At 68.5% G+C, this 12,091-nt stretch carries 15 protein-coding genes and 2 pseudogenes; 9 read left to right on the plus strand and 8 right to left on the minus strand.

The window, feature by feature from the left end; all coding sequences use genetic code 11:
- Positions 1-33: 33 nt before the first annotated feature.
- From C1746_RS05340 to C1746_RS05350, 3 genes are all read left to right on the plus strand, one after another.
- Positions 34-1,212, plus strand: coding sequence for a M24 family metallopeptidase (locus C1746_RS05340; RefSeq protein WP_116713630.1), 1,179 nt, complete (start codon positions 34-36; stop codon positions 1,210-1,212).
- Positions 1,213-1,330: 118 nt separating this feature from the next.
- A complete protein-coding gene (locus tag C1746_RS05345; RefSeq protein WP_116715578.1) occupies positions 1,331-2,458 on the plus strand; it encodes a pyridoxal-phosphate dependent enzyme in 1,128 nt (375 codons plus the stop codon).
- Positions 2,459-2,564: 106 nt separating this feature from the next.
- Positions 2,565-3,170: an ASCH domain-containing protein gene (locus C1746_RS05350; protein WP_116713631.1), complete on the plus strand. Its 606-nt coding sequence runs from the start codon at positions 2,565-2,567 to the stop codon at positions 3,168-3,170.
- Positions 3,171-3,270: 100 nt separating this feature from the next.
- Here the strand turns inward: C1746_RS05350 and C1746_RS22430 are convergent, their stop codons facing one another.
- From C1746_RS22430 to C1746_RS05370, 5 genes and pseudogenes are all read right to left on the minus strand, one after another.
- Positions 3,271-4,293 (minus strand): MFS transporter, encoded by a 1,023-nt coding sequence (locus C1746_RS22430; protein WP_205711723.1) that lies wholly within the window; start codon positions 4,291-4,293, stop codon positions 3,271-3,273.
- A gap of 145 nt (positions 4,294-4,438) precedes the next feature.
- Positions 4,439-4,753, minus strand: a pseudogene (locus C1746_RS23140) (MFS transporter); the annotation flags it as partial.
- Positions 4,635-4,889, minus strand: a pseudogene (locus C1746_RS23145) (MFS transporter); the annotation flags it as partial. The pseudogenes C1746_RS23140 and C1746_RS23145, both read right to left, overlap by 119 nt.
- A gap of 98 nt (positions 4,890-4,987) precedes the next feature.
- Positions 4,988-5,476, minus strand: coding sequence for an SRPBCC domain-containing protein (locus C1746_RS05365; RefSeq protein ID WP_116713634.1), 489 nt, complete (start codon positions 5,474-5,476; stop codon positions 4,988-4,990).
- On the minus strand, positions 5,473-5,853 hold the full coding sequence (locus tag C1746_RS05370) for an ArsR/SmtB family transcription factor (protein ID WP_116713635.1): 381 nt from the start codon (positions 5,851-5,853) through the stop codon (positions 5,473-5,475). The genes C1746_RS05365 and C1746_RS05370 overlap by 4 nt, the downstream gene beginning before the upstream one ends.
- 118 nt (positions 5,854-5,971) lie before the next feature.
- Between C1746_RS05370 and C1746_RS05375 the strand changes: the two genes are divergently transcribed.
- Positions 5,972-6,784: a GNAT family N-acetyltransferase gene (locus tag C1746_RS05375; RefSeq protein WP_116713636.1), complete on the plus strand. Its 813-nt coding sequence runs from the start codon at positions 5,972-5,974 to the stop codon at positions 6,782-6,784.
- A 36-nt stretch (positions 6,785-6,820) separates the two neighbouring features.
- On the opposite strand, the gene C1746_RS05380 is transcribed toward C1746_RS05375, so the two are convergent.
- Positions 6,821-7,276 (minus strand): MarR family winged helix-turn-helix transcriptional regulator, encoded by a 456-nt coding sequence (locus tag C1746_RS05380; protein ID WP_116713637.1) that lies wholly within the window; start codon positions 7,274-7,276, stop codon positions 6,821-6,823.
- A 78-nt stretch (positions 7,277-7,354) separates the two neighbouring features.
- Between C1746_RS05380 and C1746_RS05385 the strand changes: the two genes are divergently transcribed.
- Positions 7,355-7,669, plus strand: a complete 315-nt coding sequence (locus C1746_RS05385; protein WP_116713638.1) for a hypothetical protein — start codon at positions 7,355-7,357, stop codon at positions 7,667-7,669.
- Complete coding sequence (locus C1746_RS05390) at positions 7,645-8,106, plus strand: DUF2269 family protein (RefSeq protein WP_116713639.1); 462 nt, start codon at positions 7,645-7,647, stop codon at positions 8,104-8,106. Before C1746_RS05385 ends, C1746_RS05390 begins: the two co-directional genes overlap by 25 nt.
- Positions 8,107-8,205: 99 nt before the next feature.
- Here the strand turns inward: C1746_RS05390 and C1746_RS05395 are convergent, their stop codons facing one another.
- Positions 8,206-9,585: an alpha/beta fold hydrolase gene (locus tag C1746_RS05395; protein ID WP_205711724.1), complete on the minus strand. Its 1,380-nt coding sequence runs from the start codon at positions 9,583-9,585 to the stop codon at positions 8,206-8,208.
- Positions 9,582-9,938 (minus strand): ArsR/SmtB family transcription factor, encoded by a 357-nt coding sequence (locus tag C1746_RS05400; RefSeq protein ID WP_205711725.1) that lies wholly within the window; start codon positions 9,936-9,938, stop codon positions 9,582-9,584. Before C1746_RS05400 ends, C1746_RS05395 begins: the two co-directional genes overlap by 4 nt.
- Positions 9,939-10,031: 93 nt before the next feature.
- On the opposite strand from C1746_RS05400, the gene C1746_RS05405 reads away from it, so the two are divergent.
- The 3 genes from C1746_RS05405 (at position 10,032) to C1746_RS05415 (ending at position 12,063) form a co-directional block, all read left to right on the plus strand.
- Complete coding sequence (locus tag C1746_RS05405; protein WP_116713640.1) at positions 10,032-10,901, plus strand: MerR family transcriptional regulator; 870 nt, start codon at positions 10,032-10,034, stop codon at positions 10,899-10,901.
- A 107-nt stretch (positions 10,902-11,008) separates the two neighbouring features.
- Complete coding sequence (locus tag C1746_RS05410) at positions 11,009-11,770, plus strand: transglutaminase-like domain-containing protein (RefSeq protein WP_162867421.1); 762 nt, start codon at positions 11,009-11,011, stop codon at positions 11,768-11,770.
- Positions 11,767-12,063: a putative quinol monooxygenase gene (locus tag C1746_RS05415; RefSeq protein WP_205711726.1), complete on the plus strand. Its 297-nt coding sequence runs from the start codon at positions 11,767-11,769 to the stop codon at positions 12,061-12,063. Before C1746_RS05410 ends, C1746_RS05415 begins: the two co-directional genes overlap by 4 nt.
- Positions 12,064-12,091 lie beyond the last annotated feature (28 nt).

Here is a 12,091-nt window from a genome sequence, read left to right on the forward strand (position 1 = left end):
CCGACACCAACACCACGGAGAGGGAGATCACCCATGATGGTCTTTGACGATGACCTTGTTCAGTCCAGACGCGATCGCCTGCTGGAGGCGGTCGAGGCGGCGCCGTTCGACGCCTTCGTCGCGGTCAGCAACGCCAACGTGGCCCATGCAAGCGGCTACCGCAGCGTTGCCGCGGAGATCTTCGGCCGGCAAGCGCTGCGAGCCGTGGTCACGCCGGACCGTGTCGTTGTCGTCGGGCTGTGCGCGGACGGCGGTCCTGCGCTCGAGGCCGGGATCGTCCCGGACGACTTCGTCCCCTACGGCCGGTTCTACTTCACCTCCCACGAGGGCCATCCGGCGAGTGAATTCGCCGACCAGCACGCCGACGTGGATGACGCGTTGGCGGAGGCCTTGCGACGCGCTGGTGTCCTGGGGGGACGGCTCGGCGTGGATGACTCTGCGGGTGTGGATCTCCGTGGGACCCTCCAGGCCGTCGCGCCCGACGCCGACGTCACGAGTGCCTCTGACTGGGCCTATGCGGTACGGGCGAAGAAGCTGCCGGCCGAGATCGCCCGTCTGCGTGAGGCCGCGAGGCTGGCCGAGTCAGGCATCGATGCGGCCCTCGACGTCGCAGAGGAGGGTATGACGGAACGCGAGATCGCTGCCGTCGTGGCCGACACGATGGTGGCCGGCGGCGGCCATCCACGGTTCATCGTCGCGACCGCCGGAGAGCGCTCGGCGTTGGCCGATGCGCACGTCAGCGACCGCCCGTGGAAGGGTGGTGAGTTGTTGCGCTTCGACGTCGGTTGCACGATCGACGGGTACTGGTCGGACATGGCTCGAACCGCCGTACTCGGCGAACCCGACGCGACCCAGGTCAGTCGCTACGACGCACTCCTCGCGGGTGAACAGGCTGAGCTCGACCGCATTCGCCCCGGCGTGCCTGCTCGGGAGCTGTTCGACATCGCCATGGACACCGTGCGGCGTCGCGGGCTGCCGGGCTACCGCCGGCACCACTGCGGCCACGGCATCGGCTCTGAGGTCTATGAACCTCCGATCGTCAGTCCTGACTTCGACACGGAGGTCGAGGCCGGGATGACGTTCTGTCTGGAGACGCCGTACTACGAGATGGAGTGGGGTGGGATGATGGTCGAGGACACCATCGTCGTCACCGAGGACGGGTACGAACGGCTCACGGTCTCCGATCGCTCCTTGCGCGTTGTCGGGGTCTGACGTGCGGAGTGCCTACGCCGGACATCTCGCCTGTCTTCGGTGCACTGCCACTGCGGACGAGTCCGCCGCCTTCGAACGATGCAAGTCCTGTCTCGTTCAGGGCGTCGCCGCGAACTTCATGCCGGTCTACGACCCTGACCGACTCGCGAGGGCAGACGTGGTCGACCAGCCGGGCATCTTCCGGTACCGCCAGTTCCTGCCCGTCGGCGACGACGTGGCACCCGTGAGCCGCGGCGAGGGACGAACGCCGCTGCTGAGACTGGACAACGTGGCTTCCCGCCTCGGGGTACAGCGCTTGTATCTCAAGGACGAGTCCCAGAACCCGACCTGGTCCTACAAGGACCGGTTGGCGGCGGTGGCGGTGACCAAGGCTCGCGAGCTCGGCGCCCAGACGATCGTGGTGTCCAGCACGGGGAACCATGGAGCCGCCGCCGCCGCATACGGGGCGACCGCCGGGATCGAGTGCGTGGCCCTGACGATCGTGACGGTGCCTGAAACCATGAAGGTGCTCATGCAGTCGTTTGGTGCCACGGTTGCTGCGTGTCGCACCGGCCCGGATCGTTGGACGCTCATGGCGCAGGGGGTGGCGGAGCGGGGATGGATCCCGATGTCGGGGTTCCACGACCCGCCATCAGGCTCGAATCCCTTCGGCGTCGACGGCTACAAGACCATTGCCTACGAGCTGGTCAAGGACCTCGGCACGGCACCCGACGTCGTCGTGGTGCCCACGGCCTACGGCGATGGGCTGATCGGCATCCAACGGGGCTTCGAGGACCTGCGGTCGACGGGGCGGACGAGCCGCGTTCCACGCCTCATGGCCGCGGAACCACTCGGCTCATACGCACGCGCGCTCGAGAACGGGCTCGAGACGCCGGTGCCCGTCCCCTTCGCGATGTCGGTGGCCTTCTCGACCGCCACGCCGATCGGGACCTACCAGGGGCTCGAGGCTCTCCGGCGATCCAGTGGCGGAGCCGTCGAACTCCGCGACGACGAGGAGATAATGCAGATGCAGCTCCTTGCAGCGCGGACCGAGGGTCTGTATGCGGAGGCGGCGAGCGCGCTGGGGTTGGCGGCGGTCCCGCGGTTGGTGGCGAACGGCGTGATCGCCGACGACGAGCTGGTGGTGGTCATCGGAAGCTCGACCGGATTGAAGGACGTCGGCGAGACGGCCAACCATCTTGCTCAGGTTCCGGTCGTCGATCCGGACCTGGCCAGCTTGGATACGGTCCTGGCACCCACGACCTGAGCTGAGCGGTGGGGGACCCGCCTACTCATGGAGCCGTCACACGGCCTGCCCGACCTCGGGGCGGCTTGCTGGTTAGGTCCCGCCGGCGACGCCATCATGGCTGACGATGCTCTTCCCCGAGGCGCTGCACGACGGCATCCGAGACGGCTCGGTCACCGTCGCGATTCGGCGGTGGGCCCGCCCGACGGTGCAGGCCGGCGGCACCCTGCTCACGCCCGCCGGACTGCTCACCATCGACGCCGTCGAACCCATCGCCCTCGACGATGTCACTCCGGAGGACGCCCGCCGGGCGGGCGCCCGCTCGGTCGAGGAGCTCCTGGCGGACCTACGGGAGGGCGAGGACCGCATGCTGTATCGCATCCGATTCCACCGGGCGTCCGATGACCCACGAATCGCGCTACGGGAACAGGAGGAGCTGTCCGGAGCGGACGTCGCCGACATCGATGCGCAACTCGATCGCTGGGACGCTGCCAGCAGGACCGGCCCATGGACGGCAGACCTGCTCCGGGCGATCGCGCAGGGTCCGGAGACGCCGTCGCGGGTGCTCGCTGAGCGCCTCGAGATCGACCAGTCGCGCCTCAAGCGACGCGTCCGCCAGTTGAAGGGGCTGGGGCTGACGGAGAGCCTCGGAACTGGCTACCGGCTGGCCGCCCGTGGTGTCGCGTACCGGGCGGCCACGGACCGCAGCCGACCGTCCGCCAGTCAGAACTAACCGAGCGGGCGGAGTCGTCGTCTGGGAGGCTGGCATCCAGCCTCATCGGTGAGCCGCGAGGAAGACCCGCATGGCTTCGTCTGCACAGGCGTCGAGCTCTTCATCCGCCCAGGTGCGGCCCGGCCGAGCCATCGCCTCGTCGGGCGGGGTCAAGACGACGACGATCGTCGATGCCATGCGCGCACTTCTCGCGGCTGAGCCCGTCGGCGGGGACCTGTGGGTCGCCATCGCGTGGTGCTCTGGCATCGCGGCCGCCGCCGCCCTCACGGCCACTCGGCTCTTCCGACGACGGGCCTGATGGGGCCTCGGCCTGCTCGAGGTCCGCTCGCGGACTGATCCGCCAGGCGAGCAGTCCGGCCGCCACGGCGACGGCCGCTCCGAACGCCATGGCAATGTTCATACCGTTGACGAAGGCGGCTCTCGCGCCGGCAATCATGGCATCAGCGCCAGGGGGGCCAGCGACCGCGGCGAGCGCGCCGCCGAGGGTGTCACCACTCTGGCCGAGCGCCGCCGGCACGATCTCGACGATCCGGTGACGGAAGACCGCAGCACCGATGCTGCCCAGGACCGCCAGGCCCAGCGCTCCGCCCAACTCCGCCGCCGTCTCCGAGATTCCCGAGGCGGCCCCTGTGTCCTCCGGCGGCGCAGAGGCCACGATCAACTCGGTCACGATCGTCACGGTTGGAGCCACCGACAGACCGAGGAGCACCGAAGCGGCCACGATCACGCCCAGGCCATCGGCAGGACTGGCTCCGAGTACCAGGAGGAGCGCCAGAGCTGTTGCTGACATGGTGATCGCCAGCGCCGGACCGGGTGCAAGACGCCGCAGCGGATGGACCACGATGGTCGACCCGACCACGAACGCCGCCGACGAGGGCAGCGTCCACACTCCTGCGGCCGCAGGCCCCAACCCAAGGACGAGTTGGAGGTACTGCGCGAAGTACAGCGTGAAGCCCAGCAGCACGAAGACTGCCGTGGACTTCACCACCAGCGCGAGGCGGAAACGCTTCGCACGGAAGAGGGCGAGGTCGATGAGCGGCGCAGGGGTGCGCCGTTGCCGGCGGATGAAGGCCGCGCCGAGCCCGACTCCGGCAAGGAGGAGAACCGACGCGACCGGGCTCAAGGGGCTCGGCAAGCCCCTTGAGCCCGGCGACGGCCGCGAGGACCGTCCCGAGCAGGAGAACGGCGCCGAGCAGATCGGGTCGCCCTGCCGCGGCGTCGCGCTGCTCTGGGAGGATCCGCGGACCGAGCACGACGAGCATCGCCATCGCCGGGACACCGAGGAGCAACGCCGACCCCCACCAGAAGCGCTCCAGCACCAGACCGCCCAGCAGTGGACCAACCGCCGAACCGGCGGAGAAGCTGGCCACCCAGATCCCAATCGCGGTGGCCCGCCGGCGCGGCGGTGAACAACGCAAAGAGCAGCGACAGCGTGGCGGGTGCGATGGTCGCACCGGCCAGACCGAGGGCGGCCCGCGCCGCGATGAGCTGGCTGGGCGTGGTCGCGAGGGCCGCGAGAATGGAGCAGATGGCAAAGCCGGCGGCACCGTCGTGCAGCAGCCGCCGACGTCCGTATCGGTCACCAAGCACGCCCATCAGAATCAGCGTGGCGGCGACGACGAGTCCGTACACGTCGAGGATCCACAGCAGCTCCGTCGCGGTCGGCTGGAGGTCGGCGGTGATCGCCGGGACCGCAAGGTGCAGGATCGTGAAGTCCATGGCGTACACGACGGTTGCCAGTGAGAGCACCGCCAGTCCAACCCAGGCCCGACGGGTCGTGGGCTGATCGGCCGACTCGACAGCCCTGACGGCGTCGGTCACGACGGAGTGTCCAGCTGGATGTGACCGACCAGTGCGTCGAGCCAGTCTGCCGTGCCCTGCTTCCGCCACTCCGGCGCCTCCATGCCGTCCAGGAACGTCGCGTGCTCCGTCAAGGACAGCGTCGTGCCACCAGCAAAGGGCTCGAGGAGGACCGTGGTCAGGGCCGCCGTCGCCAGACGCCCGCCCGATCGCAGCTGTGAGGACCAGATCAGCCGCCGCCCTTCGACCACGTCCAAGTAGATGACGCTGAACTCCACCTCGGCACCCTCGACGTCAGCGAGGAGGCGCTCGGTCCCGCCAGGGCGAACATCCAGATCGTAGGCTTTGGCCGTCGGGGCGAACCAGCGCCGTTTCCGCTCGGGATCGGTCCACGCGCTCCACACCGATCGGAGCTCTGCGGCGAGACGGCGCTCGTACACCTCAGTTGCGTGGAGCACGCCAGCATCGTGGGTGGCGGTCGCGAAGTGGGGTTCTTGAGTGGTCATCGGTTGGTCTCCTCTTCGGTCGTTCGGTCACTGGGCAGGGCGTCAGGTCGAGAGCCCGCGGTCGGCTCGGCCAGCAGATCCTCGAGGCCGTCGAGGCGTCGCTCCCACGACGTGCGCTGATCCGCGAGCCACCCCTCGAGGCCTCGGACGCGATCGGCCACCAGCGCGCAGGTTCGCGTGCGCCCGACCTTCTGGCTGCTGATGAGTCCGGCGTCCTCCAACACCGTGAGGTGCTGCATCACGGCGGAGAGCGTCATGTCGAAGGGCGCGGCGAGCTCACCCACGGACGCAGGGCCTCGTGTGAGCCGGCTCAAGATCGTGCGGCGCGTGGGATCAGCGAGTGCCTTGAAGCCGCCGTCCAGCTCATAGTCAAGCATATGCTTAACTGTAGCCTCGCCGTTGAATTTAGTCAAGCAAACGCTTAAGTGTTGGCCCTTCCCGGCGGACGAGACGCTCCGGGGGGCCAGATGGCCCCCCGGCGCCCAGAATGAACTCATGCAACCTTCGTCCGGGGTCGATCAGCCAGAGTCCCTGCTTGCTGCCTACGATCAGCAGCTGCGGGGCGAGGCCGAAACGCCGAGTGCCGTCTCGGTCGCCCGCTTCGGTCCGCTCCGGCTCGTCACATTTCGAGGGGGCCGGGGTTTCGTGACCTACCGCGACCTGGGCGGTGCCGACGAGCGAGGCGTCGCTGGCCTCGTCGCCGCCGCCCTGGACCACTTCACGGCCAACCCGGCAATAAGCCGGGTCGAGTGGAAGACCCGTGGCCACGACACCGCACCCGGTCTCGACGAGGCACTTCACGCGCACGGATTCGTGGCCGGCGAGACCGAGTCCATCATGATCGGCACGGCGGAGGTTCTGGACGTGTCAGTCCCGCTGCCGCAGGGCGTCACCTTGCGGAGGATCACCCAGGAAGCGGACGTTCGCCGCATGTGCGTGATGGACGGGCAGGTGTTCGGTGATGACGAGCAGCAGATAGAGGTCATGGTCGACGCGTTGCTGCACCGCCAGTCGATTGACCCGCTGATGGAGTTGTGGGTCGCGGAGTTCGAGGACGAGGTGATCGGTGCCGGGCGACTGGAGCCGGTCCCGAACACCGACTTCTCTGGCATCTGGGGTGGCGCGGTGGTCCCGGAGTGGCGCCATCGAGGCATCTACCGCGCACTCACAGCTGCCCGCGCCAGGTCCGCGCTCCAGCGAGGGCACCACCTCATCCACAGCGACTCGACCGCGCACTCGCGACCGATCCTCCAACGTTCGGGGCTCATCTGCGTGTCCACCACCACCCCCTACGACTGGCGGCGGTAGCCGGCTCGCCAGCACGACCCGAGTGAACCGATTCGGCTACCCGGCCCGTTCCTGGTCCAGCAATCGGGTGGCTATCGCTAGCAGGCGGGGCTGGAGGCCCTCGAGTTCGGTCAGCACGTCGTGATCGATGCGGGCTGCGACAGCGCCCGCCTCATCGAGAGCGGCTTCGCCGGCCGGCGTGAGCAGCAACTCCGCACGCCGCCCGCGTCCTCCGTCGTTGCCCTGGATCACGAGGCTCCGGTCTCGAAGATCGGCGATGGTGTCGTGCATCGTCGAGACCCCGACGCGGGCGCGGGCAGCGAGATCGGTCACACTGATGCCGGGGTCACGGCGGAGGTGGCCCAGCGCTCCCAGGTGGCGCAGGGTCAGGCGACCGGGTTCCAGCGCTCGCTCCAGCCGTCGCGTCAGCAGCCGACCGATTCCGATGAGCGCGAAGGTCGACGTCAGCCCGAGTCGTGGGTCCTCCTCCGGCGGGGGTGGTGGCGCGGCCATGCCCGCAGACGGTATCGCGACGGGTGAGCGCTCCGTCAGGAGTTTTCGGTTGCCGAAAACTTTGCTACCGTTGGGCAGATGCTGCCCCGCGTTGTTGACCTCGTGCCGATCGATCGGCGGCGAGCCGAACTGCGATCGATGCTCCGACCACTGGCGCTCCTGGATCTGGTCCTCCTCGTGTCGCTGCTCGGCGCGAGTCGACTGGGACCTGACGCCGCAGTCTCGGTGCTCGGCCCGCTGCACGGTGCCGGCTACGTCGTGCTCGTCGGTCTGGTGCTGTACGGCGCCACGACGCGGCTGTGGGGCTGGTGGGTCGTCGCCCTCGTGGCGCTCAGCGGCGGTGCGGCGGGCGCTCTGGTCGCCGAGCGGTGGCTCGCGCGGCGGGCGACCTGATGTACCTGCTGTCGGTCACGGTCCACGTGCTCAGTGCCGTGACGGCGTTTGGTGCGGTGTTCGCGCTGCCGGTCATGCGCCGCGGCGCCGCTGACGTGCCGACCGCCGTCCAGACCGAACTCGCGCTGGTCCGGCGTGTCGTGACGCCCGCGATGACGGGATCGTTGCTGACAGGCCTGTATCAGGTGGCGACCGGTCCCTTCGGCTTCGGTCAGGTGTGGGTGACTGCCACGTTGGCCCTGCTCTTCGGGCAGTTCGCCATCGCGGGATCAGGGGTCACGCGGGATGCCAAGCGTGCCCTCGCCGCGTTCAGCGAAGGCCGAATCGAGGAGGCCCACGCGGCCTGGTTCCGCCTGACGGGCTGGTGGGTCATCATCGGATTCCTGGCCGTCTTGGCCGTCGGGTTCATGGTGGCCAAGCCGGCCTTCGGGGACTGACCGGCTGCCCCGACCTCTCCCGTTCACGGACATCGACGCTGCGCCTGATCGATGGGAAGCTCCCGGTCCAGGACGGGCGGACCCGAGCTTGCTTGACGTCTAGCGCCGAGCAGGACGGTCGAGATGGTGGCGGAGTGTGGCTGCGAAGCCGTCGGGCTCGCCGGGTGGTTGGCCGTACTCGCCGCCCATGAATCCGTTGTGGCCGCCGGGGAAGACCACGAGGTCAGCGCCCAGCGCGGCGGCGACCTGCGTTGAGGTGCGGCCGGTGAGCGTGTCGCCGGTTTCCGCGCCGACCCCGATCACGACTCGCGTCGGGGCGGCAGCGATGGCAGCGAAGTCCAAGACGTGGTGTGGCACGCCCGTCTGGTCTTGTGACAGCAGCGGATCGTTGCGGCTGCCGTCGTCTTCGGCCGGCATGCCGAAGGTCGCCGGATCAGGTGCCGGTCGGCTGGCCCACTCGGCGTCGAAGGGCCCCTCGTGCATGGTCATGGCGATGAAGTGGGCCATGCCGGTAGCCCAGCCGTGACGCTGGTAGGTGTCGTGGACCGCGAGCCAGGCTGCTCCGGCGGCCTCTGCGTCCTCCAGCACGGCAAGCGTTGGTGGTTCGTGGGCGATCAGGGTGGCCACATCATTAGGGTGCCGGGCGAGGAGTTCCAGGGCGGTCACGGCTCCGCCGCTGCTGGCGAAGACATCGATGGGACGTTCGCCCAGCTGATCGCGGATGACGTCCAGCAGGGCGTGGAGATCGGCGACGTTCTGCTCCACCAGAGGCTGGTCTGTCGGGCCACCGGAGCTGCGTTCGATTCCGCGGGGGTCGAAAGTGATGGTGGTGCGATCGGTGAATCGGCCGACCTGGCTGGCGAAGCCGGCCGCGCCCATCGGGTAGCCGACCATGACCAGGACCGGCTGATCGGAGGTGTCGGCGGGCTGCAGGTCCCAGACGATCCTCGCCCCGGGCACCTCGAGGTGCCGGGCAGCAACGGTCGTTGCGTCCGCCGCGAGGATTGCGTCGATCTGCCCCACAGCTGCTGTTAGCCCCTCCTCCATACCCATGGCCAGGATCTGCTCCATCGATGCGAGATCCGGAAAGGAGGTCTGGATGATCATGCGGGTCCGACCCTCGGCGAGGTCGCTGATCACGAGTTGCACGGTGTTGCGGGGCATGTCGTCGTTCGGTCGTCCGTCGGGGTGGGCGAACCCGTCGCGGATCACCAGCCCCCGGGGCGGATCGACCTCCTCGACGTCCCAGTAGCCGTGGAAGCGATCGCCCTCCGGGCCCGACATGTGGTACTCCACACGCCCGCCCGGGCGAAGGTCGTGGGTGGTCATGGTCGCGGGATACCCCGGTGGCCCCCACCATCGCTCCAGCTGGCGAGGGTCGGCCCACAGCTGCCACACACGCTCGACTGAGGCGTCGAACTCCGCCTGCAACGTCAGCGTCAAGCCATCTGGATCTGAGTGGACGGCGGTCACGGTCACGGTTGATCTCCCTCGTGCGTCACATCGGAGCTCTCATCGGCCAGTACAGCGGTCATCCGGTCGACCCGGTCTCGCCACATCGACTCGTAGCGCTGGAGCAGCCGGCGAACGATCCGCAGGCCCTCTCGGTCGGCGCGGATGACCTTGCGGCGGCCATCGCGCTGCTTGGTGATGAGGCCGGCGTCCTCGAGCACCGCGACGTGCTTTTGGACCGCCGCAAAGCTCATGGGGTAGTGCGCGGCCAACTCGCTGATTCCCTCGCGGCCATCGACGGATCGCCGCAGGATGTCTCGTCGCGTGGCATCGGCCAAGGCGTGGAACATGCGGTCGAAGTCAGGGGGAGCGAGGTGCACTTATACAACCATATGGTTGTATGAAGATAAGTCAAGACCCGGCCTCGATCGTCCACTTGCACCTGACCCTGGGTCAGGTGGCCTAATCGTGTCATGTACTCCATCGGACAGTTCGCCCAGCTCGGCCAGGTCAGCGTGCGAGCCCTACGGATCTACGACGACCGTGGGCTGCTGGGTCCGGCCGAGGTCGACAGGTGGAGCGGTCATCGCCGCTACACCGCACACCAGTTGGCTGATCTCAACCGCATCCTGGCCCTCAAGGATCTCGGTCTGACGCTCAGCGAGATCGCCAGCCTGTTGAGCGAGCCGCCCAGTGCGGAAGAGCTCACCGGGATGCTCCGCCTCCGCCGGCAGGAGGTCGCCCGGTCAGCGGAGGCTGAGCAGCGCCGGCTAGCTCGAGTGGAGGCCTCCATCGCTCTGCTCTCCGCGGCGCCAGACCTGGACGAGCTTGGCGACCACGTCGTGGTCAAGTCAGTGCCAGACCGGAGGATGGCCAGTCTCCAGGGCACCGCGGCCGACTTCGACGACAATCTTCCGGGCCTCTTCGAGCAGCTGTACGGCGACATCTTCGGAGCGCTGGAGGAGGAGGGCGTCCGCAGTGCCGGTCCTCACACCTCCTGGTACGAGGAGCTTCCCGACGGTCGACTGGCTGTCCATGCGGGTGTGCCGGTCGAGGACGCTGCCGAGGTCGGCGGATTGGCAACCAGGACGCTACCCGGAGCGCCCCGTGTCGCGACGTGTATGCATCGCGGACCGCTGTCGGAGGCGTGTGACGGCTACCGCCGGCTGCAGCGGTGGCTTGCGACGGTCGGTGAGACGCCACGTGGCCTCAGCCGCGAGGTCCATCTCGACGCCGTCGGCCCACCCGAGGACTGGATCACCGAGTTGCAGTTCGTCCTCCCACCCATGTCCGGCTCGGTCCAACCGGCCGAGCCGACCTCCACCACCGAAATCGAGGCATGACCATGCTCACCCCGACCCCACTCTCAGCGAACCCCATCACCGACCTCAGTTCGGTTCCCTCGCACGCCCTTGCGGGCCTACCGTCGGCCCCGCGCGAACTTCTGAGCGTGCCAGGTCCCCTGCTGATCCACGAGTTCCTGGCCGCCGACGTCTACGGCGTGACCGACCTCTCGCTCGCGGAGGAGGAGCTGGCAACGAGAACCGCGTCCGGGCTCATCGCCCGGATCATGGCGAGACGAGACGCCCCGCTGGTCGACGCCCGGGGGCCGGCCGACCGGGTCATCGGCAACTGCCGGCAGTACGCGGTGATCGGCGTCGCCCTGCTCCGACGCGAGGGGATCGAGGCCCGTGTGCGTGGGGGCTTCGCGGCCTACCTCGGCGAGGGATGGAACGACCACTGGATCGTGGAGTACCGCTCGGGACCCACCGATCAGTGGATCCGCGCCGACGCGATGATCGATCCGACACTGCGCGAGTTGTTCGGCCTTGACTTCGATCGACTGGATCTGCCCCCTGATGCCTTCTTGACGGGGAGCGAGGCGTGGACCCGATGCCGACAGGGTGAGGAGGCTCCCGACCGCTTCGGCATCGGCGAGCTGAAGGGCGCGTGGTTCGTGGCGTGCAACACTGTCCGTGATCTGGTGTCCATGACGGGCACCGAGGTTCACGTCTGGGACACCTGGGGGGTTGTCGACAACTGGGTCGACACCGTCCTCGACGACGAGGATCAGCTGCTGGTCGACCGGGTGGCCGCCGCGGTGCTGTCGGAGGACATCGAGCAGATCCGCCGACTCACCTCGGACCCTCGTCTGGCGATCCCCCAGATCATCACGAGCCATCGGAGCGGCGCTCAGGAGGCGCTGTGGTGAGCACCTCCATCGTGGTTGCCGGGTGGCTGCTCGTCGAAGCAGCCGAACGCGACGAGTATCTCGCCGCTTGCGTGTCAGTCGTCGAACAGGCTCGGCTCGCACAGGGCTGCCTCGACTTCTCCATCAGCGCCGACCTGCTCGACCCGGGCCGCGTCAACATCTACGAGCGCTGGGCCGGCCAGGCCGACCTGACGGCCTTCCGTGGTGAGGGTCCGAGCAGCGATGTGGCCAGCGCGGTCCTCGAGGCCGAGGTGCAGGAGTTCCGCGCAGCCGATCTCATGGCCGACAGTTGAGCATCAGGACCGTCAACAGCCCCCGCGG

Source organism: Euzebya tangerina, assembly GCF_003074135.1.
Lineage (GTDB): Bacteria > Actinomycetota > Nitriliruptoria > Euzebyales > Euzebyaceae > Euzebya > Euzebya tangerina.

Excerpts from the sequence above, each read along its gene's own strand:
- C1746_RS05345 (WP_116715578.1), top strand. The coding sequence starts at position 1,331 with ATGCCGGTCTACGACCCTGACCGACTCGCGAGGGCAGACGTGGTCGAC.
- C1746_RS05350 (WP_116713631.1), top strand. The coding sequence starts at position 2,565 with ATGCTCTTCCCCGAGGCGCTGCACGACGGCATCCGAGACGGCTCGGTC.
- C1746_RS05365 (WP_116713634.1), bottom strand. The coding sequence starts at position 5,476 with ATGACCACTCAAGAACCCCACTTCGCGACCGCCACCCACGATGCTGGC.
- C1746_RS05375 (WP_116713636.1), top strand. The coding sequence starts at position 5,972 with ATGCAACCTTCGTCCGGGGTCGATCAGCCAGAGTCCCTGCTTGCTGCC.
- C1746_RS05380 (WP_116713637.1), bottom strand. The coding sequence starts at position 7,276 with ATGGCCGCGCCACCACCCCCGCCGGAGGAGGACCCACGACTCGGGCTG.
- C1746_RS05370 (WP_116713635.1), bottom strand. The coding sequence starts at position 5,853 with ATGCTTGACTATGAGCTGGACGGCGGCTTCAAGGCACTCGCTGATCCC.
- C1746_RS05385 (WP_116713638.1), top strand. The coding sequence starts at position 7,355 with ATGCTGCCCCGCGTTGTTGACCTCGTGCCGATCGATCGGCGGCGAGCC.
- C1746_RS05405 (WP_116713640.1), top strand. The coding sequence starts at position 10,032 with ATGTACTCCATCGGACAGTTCGCCCAGCTCGGCCAGGTCAGCGTGCGA.
- C1746_RS05340 (WP_116713630.1), top strand. The coding sequence starts at position 34 with ATGATGGTCTTTGACGATGACCTTGTTCAGTCCAGACGCGATCGCCTG.